Raw genomic sequence first — 21,895 nt, forward strand, 5'->3', positions numbered from 1 at the left:
CGGGGGTGTTGCCGCTTAGGCGGGCGTATCCGGCACCGGCACGTCGCGCGGCGGCGCGCCGTCATAGCGCCACAGGAACTGGCGCGGCATCGGGCCCTTGTTGCGCCCGCCCTCGCACTGCTGCTCCCACGCGTGCGCGAGGATGCCGACCGAGCGCGACAGGCAGAACAGCCCGCGCGCCAGCGGCGCGGCAAAGCCCAGTTCGGCGTAGATCACCGCGGTGGCGCCATCGATGTTCATCGGGATCGGCTTGCCGCGCCCGGCGCCGAGCGCGGCCTCGACCGCGCGCGCGATGGCCGCGTAGCGGCCGCTTACCACCCCGTCTTTCGCCGCCTGCGCGACCAGCGCCAGCAGCCGCGGCGCGCGCGGATCGACCGGATGGAAGCGGTGGCCGAATCCGGCCACGTACTTGCCGTGCAGGTCGCGGTAGCGCTGCAGCGCGTCTTCGACGGCCAGCGCCATCGTGTTGCCGGCGTCCAGCCGCTGCGCCACGTCCTGGTACAGCGCCACCGCCTGCTCGCCCGCGCCGCCATGCACGTCGCCCAGCACGTTGACAGCCGACGCCATGGCATTGTTCAGCCCCACGCCGCAAGTCGCGGCCATGCGCGCGATGGCGATGCTGGGTGCCTGCGGGCCATGGTCGACGGCGGCCATCAGCGCTGCGTCCAGCAGTTCGCCCTGGCCCGGGCCGGGCAGCTCGCCACGCAGCATCAGCCAGATCATCTGCGCGAACGACACCCGGCCGATCAGCTGTTCGATCGGGTAGCCACGGTAGCGGATCTCGCCCGGGCGCATGTCGATGATGCCGGTGCGCCACCAGTCCTGCGACAGGCGCTGGCCGGCGTCCATGCCGTCGTCGTGTGTGGGGCTGCCGCTCATATCGCACCCTCCCGGTTCAGTTCATCGATGTCCGCATCGCTGTAGCCCAGGCTGCCCAGCACCTGGCGCGTATGCTGGCCAAGTTGCGGCGGCGGCGTGTCGACCGCCGGCGCTTCGCGGTTGAGCTTGAAGCCGGTGCGAACCACGCGGATGTCGCGGTCCACGCCGGGGGCATCGGCAAACTCGCCGATCATGCCGCGCTCGCTGACCTGTGGATGGGCCAGCGTCTGCGGCACGTCCAGCACCGGGCCCGCCGGCACGCCGGCCGCGGTCAGCAGCGGCCACCACTCGGCGGCCGGCCGGGTTGCCAGTTCGGCTTCGAGCGCCTGCGTCAGCGCGGCCCGGTTGGCCAGCCGCGCCTGCCGCTGCGCGAAGCGCGCATCCTCAGCCAGCGCCGGGCGCCCCACCACGCGGCACAGCGCTTCGAACTGTTCCTGCTTGTTGGCGGCGATATTGAGCAGGCCGTCGGCGGTGCGGAAGGTGCCCGAGGGGCTCGCGGTCATGTTCTCGTTGCCCATCGGCGTGGGCGCCCGGCCTGCGATCAGGTGGTTGGATACCGCCCAGCCCATCGTCGCCAGCGTTGCTTCCAGCATCGATACGTCGATGAAATAGCCCTCGGTGCGCCCGGTATCGGCCAGCGCCGCCGACACCGCCAGCGCCGCGGTCAGCCCGCCGATGGTGTCGGACACCGGATAGCCCACCCGCAGCGGCGCGCTGTGGGCGTCGCCGGTGATCTGCATCACGCCGGCCATGCCCTGGATGATCTGGTCATAGGCGGGCAGCCCGGCAAGCGGCCCGTCCTGGCCAAAGCCCGAGATCGCGCAGTAGATCAGCCGCGGGTTGTCCTGCTTCAGGGTGTCATAGCCCAGTCCCAGGCGCGTCATCACGCCCGGCCGGAAGTTCTCGACCACCACGTCGGCGCTTTGCACCAGCTTGCGGAACACGGCCTTGCCCCTGGCGTGCTTCAGGTTCAGGGTGACCGACTGCTTGCCGGGGTTCTGCGCCAGGAACGACACGCCCATCAGGCGCTGGTTCAGCTCCGGGTCCGCGCCCAGCTGGCGCGCCAGGTCGCCGCTGCCGGGGGTTTCGACCTTGATCACTTCGGCGCCGAGGTGGGCCAACTGGTGGCAGCAGAACGGCCCGGCCAGCACATTGGTGAGGTCGAGCACGCGGATATGGCGTAAAGGTTTTTGCATGGCTGGGGTCAGATCTCCGTTGCCCGTGTGTTCTGTACAACAGAACAGTGATCTTTTGTAAAGAACAAACGCAGCATAGGAGCCGCCCCGCATCTCTGTCAAGGTTGCCCTCAACGGCCGCGCCGGCATGACGGCGAAGTCCGACCGGCACGGACCCGGCCGCTGCCCTACAATAGCGCCCCCGCCCGCGACCCCCTTGTGTCGCGCGGACCACTTTGCTGGCAGGAAAATGGAATCGAAGATGTCAAACGCATGCGGCCTGGATTTCGGCACGTCCAACTCGACGGTGGGCTGGAGCCGCCCCGGCAGCGCGCCCGCGCTGCTGCCGCTGGAGGATGGCAAGGCGACGCTGCCGTCGGTGATCTTTTTCCATGCCGAGGATCCGCTGGTCAGCTACGGCCGCGCCGCGCTGGGCGATTACCTGGCGGGATACGAGGGCCGGCTGATGCGGTCGCTCAAGAGCCTGCTGGGCACCTCGATGATGGACGACAGCACCGAGGTGATGGGCCAGGCCATGCCGTTCCGCAAGCTGCTGGCGCATTTCATCGGCGAGCTGAAGACGCGCGCCGAGCAGGCCGCGGGGACCGGCTTCTCGCGCGCGGTGCTGGGGCGCCCGGTGTTCTTTATCGACGAAGACCCGGTGGCCGATCAGCTGGCCGAAGACACCCTGGCCGGGATCGCGCGCGACGCGGGCTTCAGCGAGATCGCGTTCCAGTATGAGCCGATCGCGGCGGCGTTCGACTACGAGGCCGACATCACGCGTGAGGAACTGGTGCTGGTCGCCGATATCGGCGGCGGCACCTCGGACTTCTCGCTGGTGCGGCTGTCGCCCGAGCGCGCCGCGCGCAGCGACCGGCGCGACGACATCCTGGCCAACGGCGGCGTGCACATCGGCGGCACCGACTTCGATCGCGCGCTCAGCCTGGCGCGCGCAATGCCGCTGCTGGGCCTGGGCAGCGCGCTGCGCAACGGCAAGGCGATGCCGTCGAGCCAGTACTTCGACCTGGCCAGCTGGCACACCATCAACCTGCTCTATACGCGCAAGGCGTGGTCGCTGGTGATGGACAACTATCGCGACGCCGCCGACACGGTCAAGCTCGACCGCCTGGTGCGGCTGATCCGCGAGCGCGCCGGGCACTGGCTGGCGATCCAGGTCGAAGCCGCCAAGATTGCGCTGTCGGACTCGGGCAGCACCGAGGTGGACCTGCACCGGCTGGAACCGGACCTGTCGCTGACCATCACGCGCGACGAGTTCGACGACTCGATCGACAAGCTGGTGACGAAGACCGAGCAGACCGTGCACAAGCTGCTCGCCGACGCCGGCGTGGCCGGTTCGGCGGTCGATACCATCTTCTTCACCGGCGGCTCCAGCAGCGTGCCGCTGCTGCGCCAGCGGCTGGCAGCGCTGCTGCCCGAGGCGCGCTGCGTCGAAGGCGACCGGTTCGGCAGCATCGGCAGCGGGCTGGCGCTGGATGCGGTGAGGAAGTTTGGGTGAGCGGAGGATACAAGCGGGAGAGGCAGTCCCCCTCAGCCGGTTCAGAAGTCTGCTTGCTGCGAGCGCATATCCCGCAAGCCAAAGGCATCCCCCAGCGCCAGCCGCGCCGCGCGTAGCGCCCCGCGCGCGGCCGCGGCATCGCCGGCCAGGCGCAGCAGCGCCGGCAGTTCCCGCGGCGCACGCAGCAATCCGCCCAGCACCGCGGGCACATCGGTCTTGCCGTCATCGCCCATGCCCGCTGCTGCGGCTGCCGGCACGGCACGGGAAGCCGGATCGATGACCACCCGGCAAGCCGCGAACGGCAGCCGGCACGCCGCCGCCATGCGCGCCGACAGATGCGATTCCATGTCGACGCACAGCGCTCCCGTGGCCCGGTGCAGCGATGCCTTGGCCGCCACCGACAGGACCGGCTGGTCGGCCCCGGCCGCGGTGCCGATGCGCGCTTGCGGCAGCGCCGCGTGCATGGCGCGCAGCCAGGTGGTATCGGTGTCGTAGCGCTCGCCGGGCGCGCACACCGCATCCGCCAGCACCACATCGCCCGGCGCCAGCGTCGGCTCCAGCCCGCCCGCCACGCCAAAGCTCAGGATGCCCATGCACTGCCGGCTGGCCATGGCCGACACCTCTTGCTCCAGCGCCAGTCCGCGCACGCCGTGCAACACGCGGCAGTGCGGCCCGGCCGCGATGCGCGCCTCGAACGCCATGCCGGTGACGACCAGCACGAACGGTGCCGTCACAGACCCCACGACACCTGGCCGCTCTGGCCCATCTGCCCGCGCTGCAGGTTGCGGTAGCGCGCCAGCGCCCACAGCGGAAAGTAGCGCGCATAGCCGTGATAGCGCAGGTAGAACACGCGCGGGAAGCCCACCGCGGTAAAGCGTGGCTCATGCCACAGCCCCCCGGGCTGCTGCGTGCGCAGCAGGTAGTCGATGCCGCGCGCCACCGCCGGATGCTGCGCGGCGCCCGCAGCCATCAGCGCCAGCAGCGCCCACGCGGTTTGCGAGGCCGCGCTGGGCGCGGGCTCGTAGCCGCGGTAGTCGAGCCGGTAGCTGCTGCCGTCCTCGCCCCAGCCGCCGTCGGCGTTCTGGATGCGCGCCAGCCACGCCACCGCGCGCTGCAGTTCGGGCGCAGCGGGGGGCAGGCCGGCGGCGTTCAGCGCGCACAGCGCGCTCCAGGTACCGTAGATGTAGTTGGTGCCCCAGCGGCCGAACCAGCTGCCGTCGGGCATCTGCTCTGCCAGCAGGTAGCGCAGCGCGCGCGCGGCGGGCTCGCTCTTGCCGGGGGTGGCGCCGGTCTGGCACAGCATCGACAGGCAGCGCGCCGACACGTCCGCGGTGGGCGGGTCCAGCAGCGCGCCGTGGTCGGCGAAGGGGATGTTGTTCAGGTACAGGTGCGTGTTCTCGGGCTCGAACGCGCCCCAGCCACCGTTGCCGCTCTGCATGCCGACGATCCACTCGGTGGCGCGCGCCACCGCTTCGCCATAGCGGCCGGGCGCATGGTGCGCGCGCATGAAGCGGTCCATGGCGGCGGCCACCACCGCGGTGTCGTCGACGTCGGGGTAGTAGGCGTTGGCGTACTGGAAGGCCCAGCCGCCGGGGCGCACCAGCGGGCGGCGCACCGCCCAGTCGCCGCGCAGGTCCAGCACCTGCAGCGGCCTGAGCCAGTCCAGCGCGCGCCCGGCGGCCTGCGCCGCGCGCGCATCGCCGGTTTCCAGCAGCGCGTGCGTGGCCAGCGCGGTATCCCACACCGGCGACAGGCAGGGCTGGCAATAGGCCTCGTCGCCGTGCTCGACCAGCAGGCGCTCGAGCGAACGCCGCGCCACCGCGCGCGCCGGATCGTCGGGCGGCACGCCCAGCACGTCGAACATCATCACGCTGTTGGCCATCGCCGGGAAGATCGCGCCCAGGCCGTCCTCGCCGTTGAGGCGCTCGCGCACGAAGCGCTGTGCCGCGGCAATGGCGCGCCGGCGCAGCGTGCGCGGGAACAGCGGCTCGGCCACGCGCAGCAGGGCATCGAGCCCGCGGAACACCGTGTACCAGCCGGCATGCTGGTGGGGCGCGCGCGGCGGCAGGCCAACCGTGTGGCAGTTGCCGACGAAGAGTTCGTTGATGCCGACGCCGCGCGGGTTGCGCGCCTGCGGGCGCAGGCTGTTCAGCACCAGCAGCGGCACGATCACCGTGCGGGCCCAGTACGACACCTTGGACAGGTGGAACGGGAACCAGCGCGGCAGCAACATGATCTCGACCGGCATCATCGGCACCGCCTTCCATGGCAGCACGCCGTACAGCGCCAGCAGCGTGCGCGTGAACACGTTGCTGGCCTCGGCGCCGCCCATGGCGTGGATGGCCTGGCGCGCGCGCTGCATCGGCGCGGACTGCGGATCGTCGCCCGCCATCTTCAGTGCGAAATACGCCTTGACGCTGGCACTGACGTCGGAGCGTCCCTGATGGAACAGCGGCCAGCCGCCGTCCGGGTTCTGGATGCGGCGCAGGTAGCGGGCCATGCGCGCTTCCAGGTCGAGGTCAGGCGCTTCGCCGAGGTAGTGCACCATCAGCACGTATTCGGCAGGGATGGTGGCGTCGGCTTCGAGTTCGTAGACCCAGTGGCCATCGGGGCGCTGCTGGCGCAGCAGCGTGTCGAGCGCCCGGTCGATGCCGTGGTCGAGCGCCGGCGCGGGCAGGCGCGTCGCCGGCGCTTGCGGCGGGCCGGCCGGGTGGCGCGGCGCGGAATCAACCTGCGGCGCGGCGTTGGCAAAGGCGGTCTCGTTCAACGACATGCAGCCTCCTTGTGCCGGCGCCCGGCGTGGCCCGGGCCCGGCTTGCATGGGCTCGCCGCGCTCAGCCAATGGCGTGGCGCAGCACGATCCAGAGCAATTGCGCGCGCGGCAGGCGCACGCGCTGGCGCGGCGCCCGCCAGCCCTGCGCGCACAGCCGCGCCAGGATGCGGTGGTAGACCTCGGCCATGATGCGCGGCGAACGCACCTGGCGTGCCGGGCAGCGCGCCATGATGGCCTCGGCCTGGTCGTAGTGGGCCTGGGCCTCGCGCGCCACGGCGGCGCACGCCTGGCCCAGTGCCGGGTGCGCGGCTACTGCCGCGGGCGTGGACGCGATGTCGGCCGCAATGCCGGCCGCCGCCAGCGCCTCGGCCGGCAGGTAGAGGCGGCCAAGGGCGGCATCCTCGTCGATATCGCGCAGGATATTGGTCAGCTGCAGCGCGCGGCCCAGGTGGTGCGCCAGCGCAATCCCGCAATCCGTCTCCATACCGAACACGCGCACCGCCAGCCGGCCCACCGCGCTGGCCACGCGGTCGCAGTACAGGTCGAGGGTGGCGGCGTCGGGCGCGCGGATATCCTGCACCACGTCCATGGTCATGCCGTCGATCACGGCGAGGAAGTCGGCCTGCTGCAGGTCGAAGGCGCGGATCTGTGCGCACAGCGGCTGCAGCGGCGCGGGCGGGTTGCCGGCGTAGCAGGCGGCGAGGTCGCGGCGCCAGGCGTCGAGCGCGGCCAGGCGCCCGGCATGCGGCGCATCGCCGTCGGCGACATCGTCGACGGCGCGGCAGAACGCGTAGATCTCGAACATGGCCTGGCGCTGTGCCGCCGGCAGGATGCGCAGCGCGGCATGGAAGGAACTGCCCGACGAGGCGGCGGGACCAGCCTGGCCGCCGATGGCGGCACGGCTGTCTGAAGCTGCGATCTGAGTACCGGCCACGTAACTCCTCGACACGCTGCTTACCGTCCCGCGCCGGCCGCGCGGCATTTGCGCGCACCCGCACGGGAGGTGGTTGTGGGTCGGGCGATTATAGCAATTTCACCTGCAACGGCGCGGTCGCAACCGTGCTGCAGCATGGTTGCGCCAAAACAAAAAGCCCCGCAATTCTGCGGGGCTTTCGTGCCGGCCGGCCCGTTGGGGCCAGCCCGGACCTCACCGGTATCAGAGGGCCTGAATCTTGGTGGCTTGCTCGCCCTTCTGGCCCATGGCCTTGACGTAGCGCACCTTCTGGCCTTCCTTCAACGACTTGAAGCCCGAGCCTTCGATGGCGGAGAAGTGCGCGAACAGGTCATTGCCGCCTTCGTCCGGCGTGATGAAGCCGAAGCCCTTGGCGTCGTTGAACCACTTAACGGTACCGGTTTCCATATCTATCTCAACCTTGAATTTCAAAATGAGCGAAAACGCTCGTTATACACCGTGTGCAACGCACCCAGCGGATCTTTTATGTTCCCCGCCAGCGCATTCCATATGACTTCGATATGTCGCTGTCGTGACAACCGAAAGCGTCACGGAACGACAACACCAAATGACACACCGAATGGGCGCTGCACAAGTGGGAATCATTCTGCCGAATTTTCCCGGTGTGTCAATCAGGCTAAGCGCCTAATCATGATGAGAGGTTCCGACAGGAGATATTAGCGTTTTCTACTTCAGTACCGATTCAGTGAATTCCCTGATTTTTTATTGTCGCGTTTGCCTGTGTGTGCACCGCAGTCGGGCCGCGTGCCATGTTGTCGTGCATAATGGGCTGCCGCCCGCTACAAGCTGGTGCCATCTTTTTTACAAATTTTTACGGCACCGTTCGTACCGCGTTCGGGTGAGGTCGGTCCGGCGCGGATATAACATTATGCGGATAAACCACAACACCCGTGACAGCAGGCAGGTTATGCATGCCAATACATGAGCCAATGGCCTGCATGCGCGTCCATACATAAGAGAATGGGATTTCAGGTGTTGGGAAAGCGGGCTGTCCGGAAATCGGTAACGGACACTGACCTCGCCGGGCGTAGCGGGGATCGATCTTCCCCAGGCTGGCTGAGCCGGTGGACCAACCATCGGCCGACGCCGGCAGCCGTTAACGTGCAAGCCGACTCCATGTCTCCTTTTCGGGACAATTGTTGACAATACGGCCCCGGCGCCTGCTCTAGCATGCGGATGCCGGATACCATCGGACTTTTCCGAAGTGACGGTCAGAACCAGACGCCATGCGGTCGCGAACCGCCTCTAAAATGTCTGTCACCGTGCACTTCGGGTGCGTAAAAACTAAGGAAGCACGTTGTGAATCGACTGGGGGAAGCGCAAGGCAGCCGGCGCGGCCGGGGTGGCCGCACGCCATGCCGGCCGGGATGGATAGCCTGGATGGGCCATCTGGCGCAGCGTGCCGCGCTGGGCCTGGTGGTTACTTTTTCCCTTAGTGCCGCCGGAGCCGCCGCGGCACAGCCGGCGACCGCCGCTGCGGCACCCGCGCCGGCAATGCCGTCGATCGCGCTGCACTATGGCGCCAAGCCGCCGGTTGACGCGCTGCAGGCCTTTGATATCGCCGTGGTCGAGCCCGACAGCGGCTTCGACCCGCGCCAGGTCGCCACCCCCGCGACCGCCTGGTTTGCCTATGTCAGCGTGGGCGAGGTGCTGGAAGGCCGCCCATATTTCAAGGACATTCCCAAGAGCTGGTTTGTCGGCCGCAACGATGCGTGGAACGCGCCGGTGATCGACCAGGCGGCCGACGGCTGGCCCGCCTTCTATGTCGACAAGGTGATCGCGCCGCTGTGGGCGCGGGGTTTTCGCGGCTTTTTCCTCGATACCCTCGACTCGTACCAGCTCGCCGCCAGGACCGACGCCGAGCGCGCACGGCAGGAAGCCGGCCTGGTGCGCGTGGTGCGCGCGATCAAGGCGCGCTACCCCGACGCCCGGCTGATCTTCAACCGTGGCTTCGAGATTCTGCCGCAGGTGCACGGCCTGGCGTATGCCGTCGCCTTCGAGTCGCTGTTCCGCGGCTGGAACCAGGCCCAGGGCCGTTATGTCGAGGTGCCGCAGGCCGACCGCAACTGGCTGCTGGCGCAGGCGCGCACCATCCGCGAGCAATACCGGCTGCCGGTGGTATCGATCGACTACTGCCCGCCGGCGGATCGCCGCTGCGCGCGCGACACCGCGCGCCGCATTCGCGCGCTGGGCATCACCCCCTATGTTGCCGATCCCGGCCTGCAGACCATCGGCATCGGCAAGGTCGAAGTGCTGCCGCGGCGCGTGCTGGTGGTGCAGGAGCGCCACCCGGGCGTGGCGATCGACCAGTCCGAGGGCGTGCGCTTCGTCTCGATGCCGCTCAACCACCTGGGCTACCGCGTCGAGTTTGCCGACACCAGCGAGGAACTGCCCGAGATCGGGCCGGACCGTTATGCCGGCGTGGTGATGTACCTGACGGGCAAGGTTACGGCGCAGCCGGCCCGCTTCCACGCCTGGGTGCAGGCGCGCATGGCGCAAGGCATGCCGGTGGTGTTCCTGAACGACTTCGGCACCAGCGTCAGTGGCGCGGTGGCGCGCGGCTTCGGCCTGAAGGCGGTCAGGGGGCGCGTGTCGGGCCCGGTCGAGGTGCTGGCCAAGGACCCGATGATGGGCTTCGAGATGCCGGTGGCGCCTGACCGCAACCAGGCCGAGGCGATCCAGGTGCCCGACGGCGACGGCTTCCGCACGCTGCTGCGCCTGCGTTCCGGCACGCTGACCTATGACGCCGCGGCCATCACGCCGTGGGGCGGTTATGTGCTGGGGCCGTACGCGGTGCACGAGAGCGGCATCGGCACCGCCGACAGCCGCTGGGTGGTGCAGCCGCTGGACTTCCTGCGCGAGGCACTGCGCCTGCCCGCGATGCCGGTGCCTGACGTCACCACCGAGAACGGCCGCCGCCTGCTGACCATCCATATCGATGGCGACGGCTTTGCCTCGCGCGCCGAGATTCCCGGCGGCGGCTTCTCCGGCGAGGTGCTGTTCCGCGAGATCTTCGACCGCTACCGGTTGCCGATGACCATGTCGGTGATCCAGGGCGAGGTCAGCCGCGACGGCATGTACCCGAAGCTCGCCGCCGAGCTCGAGCCGATCGCGCGCAAGATCTTTGCCCAGCCCTATGTCGAGGTGGCCAGCCACACCTTCTCGCACCCGTTCGAGTGGGCGCGCACGGTGCCGGCACAGCCGGCCCAGGGCGGGAACGCCGCGGCGGGCGCGGGCGACAAGCCCTTCCACCTCAACATCCCCGGCTACACCATGGACCTGAACCGCGAGATCGGCGGTTCCATCGACTACATCAATCGCAGCCTGGCACCCGCCGGCAAGCCGGTCAGCCTGCTGCTGTGGTCGGGCGACTGCCAGCCGCCGGCCGAGGCGCTGAGGCTGACCGAGCAGGCGCGCGTGCTCAACATGAACGGCGGCGACACGCTGATCACGCGCAGCAATCCCAGCTGGACCGCGATCGCGCCGCTGGGCATAAACAAGCCCGGCGGCACCTTCCAGGTGTTCGCGCCCAACCAGAACGAGAACGTCTACACCAACCTGTGGCACGGCCCGTTCTACGGCTTCGAGCGCGTGATCGAGACCTTCGAGCTGACCGACCGGCCGTATCGCTTCAAGCCCGTGAACATCTACTACCACAGCTACTCCGGCACCAAGCCGGCGTCGTTGAAGGCGCTGCGCAAGGTCTATGACTACGTGCTGGCGCAGCCGCTGCTGCCGCTGCATTCGACCGACTACGTGCGCAAGGTGCTCGACTGGCAGGAGATGGCGGTGGCGCGCGAAGTGGGCGACGGGAGTGCCGGCAGCAGCGGCACGCAATGGATCGTGCGCGGCGACGGCAACCTGCGCAACCTGCGCTGGAGCGGCGCGGGCCTGCCCGACGTTGCCGCGGCGAAGGGCGTGACCGGAACCTCGCCGGCGCCCGGCGGCGGCGTCTACCTGCACCTGGACGGTGGCGACGCGCGCTTTAACCTGCGCGAAGCCGCGGCCCCGGCGTCGGCCACGCCGCAGCTGGCGGAAGCCAGCGGCATCGTGCGCGACTGGTCGCAGCGCGACGGCGTCACCCGCTTTGCCTTCAGTGGCTACTTCAAGCCGTTCTTCCGCCTGGCCAACGCCGGCCACTGCCGCGTCAGCGTCGATGGCAAGGCGGTACCGGCCGTGCGCGAGCGCAACACGCTGCGCGTCGATACCGCACCCGTGACCGACCCCAATCATGTCAGGCAACAAGTCGAAGTCCGCTGCGCCGGCTGAGCGCGAGCGGCTGCTGCCGCCGACGCTGGTGCTGACCTTTACCGCGATCGTGGGCATCGGCCTGGCGCTGATGTTCCCGCGCGAAACCCTGCGCGAACGGCTGCTGGGGCAGGGCCGCACCATCGACGGGCTGACCATGGCCTACCTGGAAGCCTGGTGGAAGGTCACGCCCGACGATCCCGCCTTCATGGGTGTGCTGGCCGAGCAGTACGCGCGCACCGGCCGCCTGGAAGAGGCGCAGGCGATGCTGGAGCGGATGCAGGCGGTGCAGGGCACCGACCTGTCGGGCCAGGTGCTGCGCACGCGCATCGAGATCGCGCAGCAGCGCGCCTGGGCCGCGCTGCCGGAAACGGCCGAGCGCGAACAGAACCTGGTGCAGCTGCGCCGCCTGCTGGACCAGGCCGCCGGCCGCCGCTGGAGCGTGGCGGACCTGCAGACGCTGGCCACGCAGGCGCGCCAGGCCGGCGCGGATGAGGCGATGCGCCGGTTCTATAGCGCGCTGGCGAGCCAGGACCGCAACAACGCGGCGTTCTGGAACCGCCAGCTGGCGGAGATGGCGATTGCCGGCGGCGACTACCGCGACGCTGCCAACGCACTGTTCGCGCAGCAGGCGGCCGCGACCACGCTGGCCGAGCGGCGCGCGCTGTTCCTGAAGGCGGTGCAGACCCTGCAGTCAGGCAACCTGCTGGACGAGGCGCTGGCCCAGGCCGAGCGCCACGGCGGCAAGCTGCTCGACGATCCCGAGGTGCTGCGCTACCTGACCCGGCTGGCGCTGGCCGCCAACAAGCCGGAGCAGGCCAGCCGCTATGTCGAGCGGCTGCTGAAGGTATCGGCGCGGCTGCGCGATGCCGGCCGCGCGGGCCCGGCCGCGCTGGCTGCCCTGGGTGCCCGCGAGGCCGAGGTGCGGCGCATCGCCGCCAGCCAGCCGTGGCACGAGCGCGGCGTGGTGTTTCTCGACGGGCCGCGCGGCCTGGCACTGCGCGAGGCGCTGGCCGCTTCCGGCCAGCTGGGCGTGCGCAAGATCGCGGCACAGGAGGCCGCGGCGCCGCAGCCGGACGACACGAAATTCAATGCCGACGACTACGAGCTGGCCTATCGCGTCTTCCTCGCCGCAGGCAAGCTCGACCAGGCCCAACGCGTGGCCGAGGCTGCGGTGCGCCGGCTGCCGGGCGAGCCGGTCTGGCGCGAGCGGCTGGCGCAGGTGGCGGAATGGAACCGCCAGCCGGCCGTGGCGCTGAAGAGCTGGCTCGACTATGCCCGCGCCACCAACGACGAGCGCGCGTGGGACGCGGTCATGCGGCTGGCGCCGGGGCTGTCCGACGATCGCGCCTACCTGGCCGCGCTGCGCCACCGCGCGGGCGGCTCGGACCTGAAGACGGTGGACGAGGTGGTGGCCGCCTACGAACGCCTGGGCGAGCCGGAAGAGGCCATGCGCTTCCTGGAAGGCCTGAGTCGGGGCCCGAAGGCGCGCGACATCATCGAGCGCCACGCCGCGCTGGCCGAGCGCGCCGGCAAGGACGAGCGCGCCTTCCAGCTCTATACGCAGCTGCAGCAGCGCTTCGGCCCGCGTCCGGCCTATGCGCTCAAGCTGGCCAACCTGCTCTATGTGCGCGGCCGGGTGCCCCAGGCGCTGGACGCGATGCTGCCCGCGCGCGCCGCGGCGAGTCCGCGCGACCCGCTGTTCTGGCGCACGTTCACCGAGCTGGCCCGGCTCAACCAGCGCGACGACCTGCTGCAGGACGGCTATCGGCATCTGATGATGGCGGCCGCGCAGGCCCGCGACGAACACTGCCTGCAGCTGCCGGCGAGCCCGGCGCGCAACGACTGCCTGGACGAGGTCCGCGCCACGCAGGAAGCGGACTTCTCCAACCTGATCGCCTACTACGACAAGACCCCGATCGACGCCGGCCGCATCGCCGAGGCCGACTGGCGCCGCAGCGCCAGCCCGGCCTCGCTGGAGCTGGCGCTGTACTACTACACGCGCGCCCACGCCTACCGCCGCATCGAGCGGCTGCTGCAGGACATGAGCGCGGAGCAGCGCCGCGCCGCCTGGCAGTCGAGCCGCTTCCTGATGCGGCGCGCCGAGTATTACCGCGTGACGGGCCAGCGCGAGCAGGCCCTGGCCGACCTGCGCCATGCCGCGGGCCTGCCGGACGCCGACAGCGAAACGCTGGCGGCGCTGCTGTGGACGCTGGTCGACCAGGGCAGCGATACCGAGGTGCGCGCGTTGATGCGCCGCCTGCAGGACCAGGCCGAGGACAGTCCCGACCTGTGGGGCGCCTTTGCCGCCGGCCATATGCGCTTCCACGACGGGCGCGCGGCGCTGCATTACCTGCGCAAGCTCAACGACGGCAAGAGCGCCGATCCGCTCTGGCTGAGCCTGCTGGCCGACGCCTATGAAGCCGTCGGCCAGACCGACATGGCCTGGCGTGTGCGCCGCCAGGCGTGGATCGACCTGCATCGTGGCTGGGCGCGGCGCGGCGCGGGCGCTGCGCGCATGGGCCCGGACCATGCCGATGGCGACGAGGAGCGCGAGAACGCCTCGGGCGCGCCGTCGCGCGCGGACCTGCGCCGCCAGACCGTGGCGCTGGGGCAGATCTTTGCCTCGGGCGATGTCTCGCGCGCACTGGTGATCCAGATGATGCGCGCCGACCGCGCATCCACGGCGGCGCGCGAACTGAATTCGCCAGCCGCCGCGGCGCCGTCGCAGCTGGGCGAGATCGAAGGGCTGCCGCCGCTGCGCGAGCCCGTCCCCGCCGAGGTCGTGCGCGACACGGCGCGGCGCGAGGCCGCATTGTCCGCAGCTGGCCGCGATGCGGCGCTGGCGTGGGCGCTGTCGGCGGAATCGAACGAACTGGCGCGCGGCTGGCTGGCACGCCAGTACGCGAGCCGGCTGCAGCGCCCGGCGTATGCCGAGGTGGCGATCGCGTTGGACCGGCAGGACCTGAACAGCCTGGACCGCATTCTCGAGCGCCAGGCGGGCCGCGTGCCGGTGGCGAGCCAGATCCAGGCCAACCAGCGGCTGGACCGTCTTGGCGCGGCGCAGACGCTGGCCTTCGAGACCCAGGAGCGCGCGCGCTCCGACGACGCGCTGCAGGAAACCCTGCGCGAAGCGCTGCTGTTCAACGCCCAGGCGATCGAGCCGCGCGTGCGCTTCATGCACCAGAAGCCGCTGGAGTTCACCGAAGGCAGCCTGGCCGGCGGGGTGCGGTTGTGGGATGGCTATGACCTGAACCTGCGCGGCACCTGGCGCGACCAGCGCAGCACCGATCCGCAGCAGCTGGCCAACGTGCCCGCGTCGGACCGGCGCGCCGACCTGTCGCTGGGCTATCGCGACAGCAATCAGCGCTGGCGCGCCACCGCAGGTTACCGCGAGGGCCTCGACACCATGGCCACGGCGCGCTTCTTCGGCGAGTGGAACCAGCAGGGGCGGCTGCAGTTCAGCACGCTGGCCGGGCTCAACCAGCCGGCCGACGAGTCCGCGCCGCTGCGCGTGGGGGGCGCCAAGGACGTGCTGGGGCTGGGCGCGACGTGGCGCTTCGGCCTGCGCGAGTTCGTCGGCGCGCGCATCGAGTACAGCCGCTTCCGCGGCCAGGACCGCAGCACGCTGGGCCACGGCATGGTCTATGACGTCGAGGCCGGCTACAAGATCCGCACCGCGTATCCGGACTACACCGTGCGCGTGGTCGCGACGCATGCCAGCTACAGCACCCAGGGCGGCAGCCTGACGCCGCGCCAGGCCGCGCTGGTGCCCGCCGGCGACGCCGCGACGCCGGCGTTCTACATGCCGCAGGGCTTTACGCAGGCTGGCGTGCTGTTCGGCTTCGGCACCGAGCTGCTGGACGAATACACCCGCAAGTGGCGACCGTTCGGCGAGATCGGGCTGTTGCACGACACCCGCGCGCGGCAGAACTTCCGCGTGCAGGGCGGCGTGGCGGGCTCGGTGTTCGGCAACGACCACCTGGCGCTCTACGTCTCGCACGAGACCGCGGCGCGCAACGGCGGGCGGCCGATGACGGAACTGGGATTGCGCTACCGCTGGTTGTACTGAGCACGGCGCGGCAGGCAGCGGCAGGGCATCGACAGGACATGGGAATACGGAAACAAAGGGGATGAACATGAACAAGCAAACGGGCATGACGGGCAAGGCGGGCAGGACGGTGGCAGCGCGGCTGGCCGCATGGTGCGGCGCACTGGGCGCGGCGCTGTGGCTGGCGGGCTGCGCGGTGACGGACGTCGGGCGCGCGCCGGCGCTGGCGCGCGGCGAGACCATCGCGGTGCTGCCGATCGTCAACTACACCGAGACGCCGCAGGCCGGCCTGCGCGCCGAAGCCATCGCCGAGAGCCTGCTGAAGACCGGCGGCGTGGCCAGCCTGAAGCGCTATCCTGCCGCGCTGAACCCGGAAACACTGTTCGAGCCGGCGGAGCGCGAGGCGGTGGGCAAGGCGCTGGAATGGGCGCGCGCCGAGAAGGCCCGCTATGCGCTGACCGGCGCGGTGCAGGAATGGCGCTACAAGGTGGGCGTGGACGGCGAGCCGGCGGTCGGCATCTCGCTGCAGCTGCTCGACGTGAACAGCGGGGAAGTGGTGTGGTCCGCCACCGGCAGCGACAGCGGCTGGAGCCGCGCCTCCCTGTCGGGCACCGCGCAGAAGCTGCTGCGCCGCCTGCTGGCGCCGCTGATGCAGGGTTGAGGCCGGGGTGGCATTTATCGGCACGGCGCCGCGCCAGCGCGGCGATGGATGGTTGAAGCAAGGGGATGAGCGTGGCCAAGACGGCTGACAACACCTATCGCGCGCGGCAGGGACAGGGCATCGGCCTGGGCGGGCGCTATGCGCGCCTGCTCGCGCCCGCGGTCACCGGACCGGCCGCCGTGGTGGAACTGGTAGTGGCGATGCTGGCCGCGCTGGCGCTGGCCTGGCTGGTGCTGCCGCAGAACCCGTTGCTGCTGGGCATGGGCTTTCCGTGGGCCTGGCTGCTGCCGGTGATCCTGGCGCTGCGCTACGGCACGCTGATCGGCGTGGGCAGCGTGCTGATGCTGCTGGGCGCCTGGTACCTGTACCACCAGACCGGCGTGATGCCCGGCCCGTTCCCGCGCCTGTTCTTCCTGGGCGGCCTGCTGCTGGTGCTGGTGGCGGGGCAGTTCGGCGATATCTGGGGCACGCGCCTGGCGCGGGCGCGCGCCGTGAACCGCTACCTGGACGAGCGCCTGGCGGCGCTGACCAAGAACCACTACCTGCTGCGCATCTCCCACTCGCGGCTGGAAAACGACCTGCTGGCGCGGCCCACCACGCTGCGCGACACCCTGTCGCAGCTTCGCGGCGTGGCGCTGGAAGAGGCCGCCCGCGGCGGCCACGTGCTGGCCGGCGCGCAGCCGGTGCTGCAGGTGGTGGCGCAGGCCTGCCAGGTCGAGGCGGCCGCGCTCTACGCCTGCGATGGCGAGCGCGTCGACGCCGAGCCCGCGGCCAGCATCGGCCCGGCCTTCGCGCTGGACCCCAACGATCCGCTGGTGCGCCACTGCCTGGACACGCGCCAGCTCGCGCACCTGCGCGCCGAAGGCCTGCAGCACGATGCGCGCACCCGCTACGTGGCAGTGGCACCGGTGCTGGCCGGCTCCGACCACCTGATCGGCCTGCTGGTGGTCGAGCGCATGCCGTTCCTGTCGCTGAGCTATGAAAACCTGCAGATGCTGATGGTGCTGCTGGGCTACTATGCCGACGGTGTCGAGCATGCCGGCGCCACCCGCACCATCCTGGCGGCGCTGCCGGCGTGCCCGTATCCGTTTGCGCTGGACTATGCGCGCCTGTCGCGGCTGCAGCGCGAGACCGGCATCGACAGCTCGGTGGTAGCGCTGGTGTTCGACACCGATCCCGAGCGCGATGCGCTGTTCGAGCAGGTGGTGCGCAGCCGGCGCGCGCTGGACGTGGCCTGGCCGCTGGTCAATCCCCACCACCGCGCCATGCTGACGCTGATGCCGCTGTCCGATGCGCAGGCCGTGGCGGCCTACCTGGTGCGCATCGAAGATATGCTGCGCGCGCAGTTCGGCACCGATTTCACCAGCGCCGGCATCGGCGTCTACTCGCTGGCGGTGCCCGCGACCGGCGCGGAAGAGGCGCTGGTCAAGCTGCTGCGCCGGGCCCAGGTAGACGGTACGGCGGCGCGGTCGAAACCGGCGGCCGGGGAAGCGCCCCATGTTTAAACTTGGCGCCGGCGGCCTGGCCGCCCAGATCGCCGCGCTGGCGCTGCTGGCGCGCGCCGGCAACAGCACCGCGCTGCTGCTGGCGTTCTTCGGCATGCAGGCCGTGGCCGCGGCGCTGACGGCGTTGCTGCTGTGGCGCCTGCTGCCGCGGCGCTTGCGCGTGCCGTTCGCGTGGAGCTACGGCTTCCTGGCGCTGTTTTGCTTCTTCGTGCCGCTCGGCGGCGCGCTGGTGTGCGTGGGCAGCTACCTGCTGTCGAAACTGTTCCCGCGCCGCATCGATACCAGCGGCATCGGCACCGTGGGCCTGCCCGAATTCGTCACGCACCTGATGTCGCGCGTTACGCATGGCGGCGGCGCGCGGCTGCGTGCACAGCTGGGCAATGCGCGCGCGCCGCTGCCGGAGCGCATGACCGCGCTGGTGGCGATGCAGTCGATGCCGGCGCGCACCGTCAGCCCGGTGCTGCGCGAACTGCTGGCCGACAGCGCCGACGATATCCGGCTGCTGGCCTACGGCATGCTGGATGGCGCCGAGAAGCAGCTGACCCAGCAGATCCTGGCCGAGCTGCCACGGCTGGAAACCGCCTACAGCCCGGGCGAGCGCGCCGAGATCAGCAAGCGCCTGGCCGACCTGTACTGGGAACTGATCTACCAGAACCTGGTGCAGGGCGACGTCTACCGCTATACCGCCAGCCAGGTCGAGCGCTACGCCAGCGCGGCGCTGTCGCACGATGACAGCATCGCCTCGCTCTGGTACATGCGCGGACGCCTGGCGCTGGCGCGCAACGCCCCGCGCGAGGCGCGCGCCTGGCTGCAGCGCGCCGAGGCGCTCGGCTTCGCGCGCGAGCGCGTGCTGCCGCACCTGGCCGAAGCCGCCTACCTGGAACGCGACTACGCCGCGGTGCGCCAGCTGATGGCATCGTTTGACAGCCCCTCGCCGCTCCCGCTGGTGCGGCCCCTGCTGCGGTACTGGCAATCATGAGCGAGATCCTGTTGAAAGCGGCGTCGGCCGACGTCATGCTGCTGCTCGAAGGCACCTTCCCGTACGTGAGCGGCGGCGTCTCGAGCTGGGTCAACCAGATGATCCGCGCGTTTCCCGAGCTGCGCTTCGGCATCGTCTTCATCGGCAGCCGGCGCGAGGACTATGGCGACATGGCCTACCAGCTGCCGGCCAACGTGGTGCACCTGGAAACGCACTACCTCTATGACTTCCCGCCGCCGCCGCTGGCGCAGGGCCGCGGCGGCGACGCGAAGGCGTTCGATGCCGCCGACCGCCTGCACGACCTGCTGCGCGAGCCGGGACGCGAGGCCGAGGCCGGCGCGATGATCCGCGAACTGATGCCGGCGCTGCGCGAGGGCGGCGCGCTGGGCGAGGACGCGTTCCTGTACAGCCGCCGTGCCTGGCAGACGATCACCGACCAATACCGGCGCTTCTGCACCGACCCGTCCTTCACCGATTACTTCTGGACCGTGCGCATCATGCACAAGCCGCTGTGGCAGCTGGTGCGGATTGCCGACGGGCTGATCCCGGCGCGTGTCTACCATACGGTCTCAACCGGCTATGCGGGTTTTCTCGGCGCGCTGCTGCGCCACCGCAACCAGCGCCCGCTGCTGGTGTCGGAGCACGGCATCTATACCAAGGAACGCAAGATCGACCTGTTCCAGAGCCAGTGGATCCGCGACAACCGCAATGTGTTCGAGCGCGACATCTCCCAGATCAGCTATTTCCGCGAGCTGTGGGTGCGCTTTTTCGAAACGCTGGGCAGGGTCTGCTATGACGCCGGCGACGACATCGTCGCGCTGTACGAGGGCAATCGCCGCCGCCAGGTGCAGGACGGCGCCCCCGAGGCGCGCACGCGCAGCATCCCCAACGGCATCGACCTGCCGCGCCTGGCGCCGCTGCGCGCGCGGCGCCAGGCGGGGGTGCCGCCGGTGCTGTGCTTGATCGGCCGGGTGGTGCCGATCAAGGACGTCAAGACCTTTATCCGCGCGATGCTGACGGTGGTGCGCGAATACCCCGAGGCCGAAGGCTGGATCGCCGGTCCGGAGGACGAAGACCCCGAATACGCGCGCGAATGCCGCAGCCTGGCCGAAAGCCTGGGCCTGGGCCGGAAGGTGAAATTCCTCGGCTTCCAGCGCATCGACGCGCTGCTGCCGCAGGTGGGCGTGCTGGTGCTCAGCTCGATCAGCGAAGCGCTGCCGCTGGTGGTGCTGGAAGGCTTTGCCGCCGGCGTGCCGTGCGTGACCACCGACGTGGGCTCGTGCCGCGAGCTGCTGTTCGGCCTGCCCGGCGAGGACGCCGCGCTCGGCCCGGCGGGCGAGGTGGTGCGCATTGCCGATCCCGCCGCGCTGGCCGCGGCCGCGCTCGGGCTGCTGCGCGAGCCGGCGCGCTGGCAGGCGGCGCAGGCCGCGGGCGTGGCGCGCGTGGAGCGCTACTACACCCAGGAGCGCATGGTCGGCAGCTATCGCGAACTGTATCAACGGCTGATGGCGCAGGCCGACGACGCCGCGCCTGACGCAGCCCGGCACGGCGGCAATCCCGCGCGCTGCCCGGTCCACGGAGGAGCCTGAGCATGGCTGGCATTGGATTCGAGCTGCGCAAGATGCTGCGGCGGGACAACCTGTCCGGCATGCTGAGCGCCTATGCGTATGCCGGCATCATCAGCTCGGGCCCGTGGATCCTGTCGATCGTCGGCATCCTGCTGATCGGCATGCTGAGCCTGCCGTTCGTGGTGCCGGGGACGCTGATCACGCAGTTCCAGGTCTCGGTGACCTACCTGATCGCTGGCAGCCTGATCCTGACCGGGCCGATGCAGCTGTCGTTCACGCGCTTTACCTCCGACCGGCTGTTCGAAAAGCGCGACCACCTGATCCTCAGCAACTACCACGCCGTGGCGCTGCTGGCCACGGTGCTGTCGGGCGGCATCGGCGTGGCGTGCGCGGTGTTCAGCTTCGGCGAGCAGTCGGTGCTGTACCGGCTGCTGATGGTGGCGGGCTTCGTGGTGCTGAGCAATATCTGGATCGCCGCGATCTTCCTGTCCAGCATGAAGCAGTACAAGGCCATCGTCTGGACCTTCCTGCTGGGCTACGCGGTCTCGGTGGCGGCCGCGCTGGGGCTGCGCGGCTACGGCATGGAAGGGCTGCTGGGCGGGTTTGTCGCGGGCCAGCTGTGCCTGCTGACCGGCATGGTGACGCTGATCTACCGCAACTACACCAGCCGCCAGTTCATCTCGTTCGAGGTGTTCCGGCGCCGCTATGCCTACCCCAGCCTGGTGGCGATCGGGCTGCTCTACAACCTGGGCATCTGGATCGACAAGTTCATGTTCTGGTACGCGCCGTCCACCGGCCACCAGGTGATCGGGCCGCTGCGCGCCTCGATCATCTACGACATCCCGGTGTTCCTGGCCTACCTCGCCATCATTCCCGGCATGGCGGTGTTTCTGGTGCGCATCGAGACCGATTTCGTCGAATACTACGACGCGTTCTACGATGCGGTGCGCGGCGGCAGCTCGCTCGAGCATATCGAGGACATGCGCAACACCATGGTCCAGACCATCCGGCTGGGCCTGTACGAGATCGTCAAGGTGCAGGCGATCGCCGCGCTGCTGCTGTTCGCGGTGGGCGTGTGGGTGCTGCGGCTGCTGGGCATTTCCGAACTGTACCTGCCGCTACTGTATGTGGACGTGATCGGCGCCAGCCTGCAGGTGGTGCTGCTGGGCGTGCTCAACATCTACTTCTACCTGGACCGGCGCCGCGAGGTGCTGCTGCTGACCGCGCTGTTCGTGGTGCTGAACTGCGCCCTGACGCTGGTGACGCTGCAGCTGGGGCCGGCCTGGTACGGCTATGGCTTCGCGGTGTCGCTGCTGGTGGTGGTGGCGCTGGCGCTGGCCATGCTCGACCACAAGCTGGAGCGGCTGGAGTACGAGACCTACATGCTGCAATAGCGTCCGGGAGCACGCCGGTGCACCCCCCGTCGGGGCGTCTCGACGGAATGGGCCGCGATTGGGTAACATTGCGGCAGCCGGCGGGCTTCGGCCTGGCCCGCCGGTTCAGATCGACGGCCGCGCCCCCTTGCCAGGGTGAATACAAAGAATGATTTGCCGGCCGAGCCGTCGAC

General features: G+C 70.0%; 14 protein-coding genes. 8 read left to right on the plus strand and 6 right to left on the minus strand.

The window, feature by feature from the left end; translation table 11 throughout:
- Positions 1-15 precede the first annotated feature (15 nt).
- Positions 16-879 (minus strand): citryl-CoA lyase, encoded by an 864-nt coding sequence (locus tag FHX60_RS21170; protein ID WP_183284513.1) that lies wholly within the window; start codon positions 877-879, stop codon positions 16-18.
- Positions 876-2,075, minus strand: a complete 1,200-nt coding sequence (locus FHX60_RS21175) for a CaiB/BaiF CoA transferase family protein (protein ID WP_112775877.1) — start codon at positions 2,073-2,075, stop codon at positions 876-878. Before FHX60_RS21175 ends, FHX60_RS21170 begins: the two co-directional genes overlap by 4 nt.
- A gap of 229 nt (positions 2,076-2,304) precedes the next feature.
- Here FHX60_RS21175 and FHX60_RS21180 point away from each other — a divergent pair, with 229 nt between their 5' ends.
- Positions 2,305-3,570 (plus strand): Hsp70 family protein, encoded by a 1,266-nt coding sequence (locus tag FHX60_RS21180; protein ID WP_183284514.1) that lies wholly within the window; start codon positions 2,305-2,307, stop codon positions 3,568-3,570.
- 41 nt (positions 3,571-3,611) lie between these two features.
- Here FHX60_RS21180 and FHX60_RS21185 read toward each other — a convergent pair whose 3' ends face one another.
- The 4 genes from FHX60_RS21185 to FHX60_RS21200 all read right to left on the minus strand — a co-directional run bounded on the left by FHX60_RS21185 (position 3,612) and on the right by FHX60_RS21200 (position 7,703).
- Positions 3,612-4,304, minus strand: a complete 693-nt coding sequence (locus tag FHX60_RS21185) for a phosphorylase (RefSeq protein WP_183284515.1) — start codon at positions 4,302-4,304, stop codon at positions 3,612-3,614.
- The gene (gene shc / locus FHX60_RS21190) at positions 4,301-6,343 is read right to left on the minus strand and encodes a squalene--hopene cyclase (RefSeq protein ID WP_183284516.1); all 2,043 of its coding nucleotides are present in this window, start codon (positions 6,341-6,343) and stop codon (positions 4,301-4,303) included. The genes FHX60_RS21185 and shc overlap by 4 nt, the downstream gene beginning before the upstream one ends.
- Positions 6,344-6,404: 61 nt before the next feature.
- Positions 6,405-7,277 carry a presqualene diphosphate synthase HpnD gene (gene hpnD, locus FHX60_RS21195; RefSeq protein WP_183284517.1) on the minus strand — a complete coding sequence of 291 codons (873 nt, stop codon included), beginning with the start codon at positions 7,275-7,277 and terminating at the stop codon, positions 6,405-6,407.
- 222 nt (positions 7,278-7,499) lie between these two features.
- Entirely contained in the window at positions 7,500-7,703 is a 204-nt protein-coding gene (locus FHX60_RS21200) for a cold-shock protein (RefSeq protein ID WP_012356773.1), read from the minus strand.
- A 993-nt stretch (positions 7,704-8,696) separates the two neighbouring features.
- On the opposite strand from FHX60_RS21200, the gene FHX60_RS21205 reads away from it, so the two are divergent.
- From FHX60_RS21205 to pelG, 7 genes are all read left to right on the plus strand, one after another.
- Complete coding sequence (locus FHX60_RS21205; RefSeq protein ID WP_183284518.1) at positions 8,697-11,585, plus strand: bifunctional glycoside hydrolase/polysaccharide deacetylase family protein; 2,889 nt, start codon at positions 8,697-8,699, stop codon at positions 11,583-11,585.
- Positions 11,548-15,636: a tetratricopeptide repeat protein gene (locus FHX60_RS21210; protein ID WP_183284519.1), complete on the plus strand. Its 4,089-nt coding sequence runs from the start codon at positions 11,548-11,550 to the stop codon at positions 15,634-15,636. Before FHX60_RS21205 ends, FHX60_RS21210 begins: the two co-directional genes overlap by 38 nt.
- Positions 15,637-15,703: 67 nt before the next feature.
- Positions 15,704-16,276, plus strand: coding sequence for a penicillin-binding protein activator LpoB (locus FHX60_RS21215; protein ID WP_183284520.1), 573 nt, complete (start codon positions 15,704-15,706; stop codon positions 16,274-16,276).
- A gap of 65 nt (positions 16,277-16,341) precedes the next feature.
- Positions 16,342-17,781, plus strand: coding sequence for a PelD GGDEF domain-containing protein (locus FHX60_RS21220; RefSeq protein ID WP_112775884.1), 1,440 nt, complete (start codon positions 16,342-16,344; stop codon positions 17,779-17,781).
- The gene (locus tag FHX60_RS21225; RefSeq protein WP_112775885.1) at positions 17,774-18,760 is read left to right on the plus strand and encodes a tetratricopeptide repeat protein; all 987 of its coding nucleotides are present in this window, start codon (positions 17,774-17,776) and stop codon (positions 18,758-18,760) included. Before FHX60_RS21220 ends, FHX60_RS21225 begins: the two co-directional genes overlap by 8 nt.
- Positions 18,757-20,349 (plus strand): GT4 family glycosyltransferase PelF, encoded by a 1,593-nt coding sequence (gene pelF, locus FHX60_RS21230; protein ID WP_183284521.1) that lies wholly within the window; start codon positions 18,757-18,759, stop codon positions 20,347-20,349. The genes FHX60_RS21225 and pelF overlap by 4 nt, the downstream gene beginning before the upstream one ends.
- 2 nt (positions 20,350-20,351) lie before the next feature.
- A complete protein-coding gene (gene pelG, locus FHX60_RS21235; RefSeq protein ID WP_112775887.1) occupies positions 20,352-21,722 on the plus strand; it encodes an exopolysaccharide Pel transporter PelG in 1,371 nt (456 codons plus the stop codon).
- The last annotated feature ends 173 nt before the right edge of the window (positions 21,723-21,895 follow it).

Source organism: Cupriavidus alkaliphilus (assembly GCF_014191175.1).
In the GTDB taxonomy this organism is placed as follows: Bacteria; Pseudomonadota; Gammaproteobacteria; order Burkholderiales; family Burkholderiaceae; genus Cupriavidus; species Cupriavidus alkaliphilus.

Excerpts from the sequence above, each read along its gene's own strand:
- shc (WP_183284516.1), bottom strand. The coding sequence starts at position 6,343 with ATGTCGTTGAACGAGACCGCCTTTGCCAACGCCGCGCCGCAGGTTGAT.
- pelG (WP_112775887.1), top strand. The coding sequence starts at position 20,352 with ATGGCTGGCATTGGATTCGAGCTGCGCAAGATGCTGCGGCGGGACAAC.
- FHX60_RS21225 (WP_112775885.1), top strand. The coding sequence starts at position 17,774 with ATGTTTAAACTTGGCGCCGGCGGCCTGGCCGCCCAGATCGCCGCGCTG.
- FHX60_RS21215 (WP_183284520.1), top strand. The coding sequence starts at position 15,704 with ATGAACAAGCAAACGGGCATGACGGGCAAGGCGGGCAGGACGGTGGCA.
- FHX60_RS21205 (WP_183284518.1), top strand. The coding sequence starts at position 8,697 with ATGGGCCATCTGGCGCAGCGTGCCGCGCTGGGCCTGGTGGTTACTTTT.
- FHX60_RS21180 (WP_183284514.1), top strand. The coding sequence starts at position 2,305 with ATGGAATCGAAGATGTCAAACGCATGCGGCCTGGATTTCGGCACGTCC.
- FHX60_RS21200 (WP_012356773.1), bottom strand. The coding sequence starts at position 7,703 with ATGGAAACCGGTACCGTTAAGTGGTTCAACGACGCCAAGGGCTTCGGC.
- FHX60_RS21175 (WP_112775877.1), bottom strand. The coding sequence starts at position 2,075 with ATGCAAAAACCTTTACGCCATATCCGCGTGCTCGACCTCACCAATGTG.
- FHX60_RS21210 (WP_183284519.1), top strand. The coding sequence starts at position 11,548 with ATGTCAGGCAACAAGTCGAAGTCCGCTGCGCCGGCTGAGCGCGAGCGG.
- pelF (WP_183284521.1), top strand. The coding sequence starts at position 18,757 with ATGAGCGAGATCCTGTTGAAAGCGGCGTCGGCCGACGTCATGCTGCTG.
- FHX60_RS21170 (WP_183284513.1), bottom strand. The coding sequence starts at position 879 with ATGAGCGGCAGCCCCACACACGACGACGGCATGGACGCCGGCCAGCGC.
- FHX60_RS21220 (WP_112775884.1), top strand. The coding sequence starts at position 16,342 with ATGAGCGTGGCCAAGACGGCTGACAACACCTATCGCGCGCGGCAGGGA.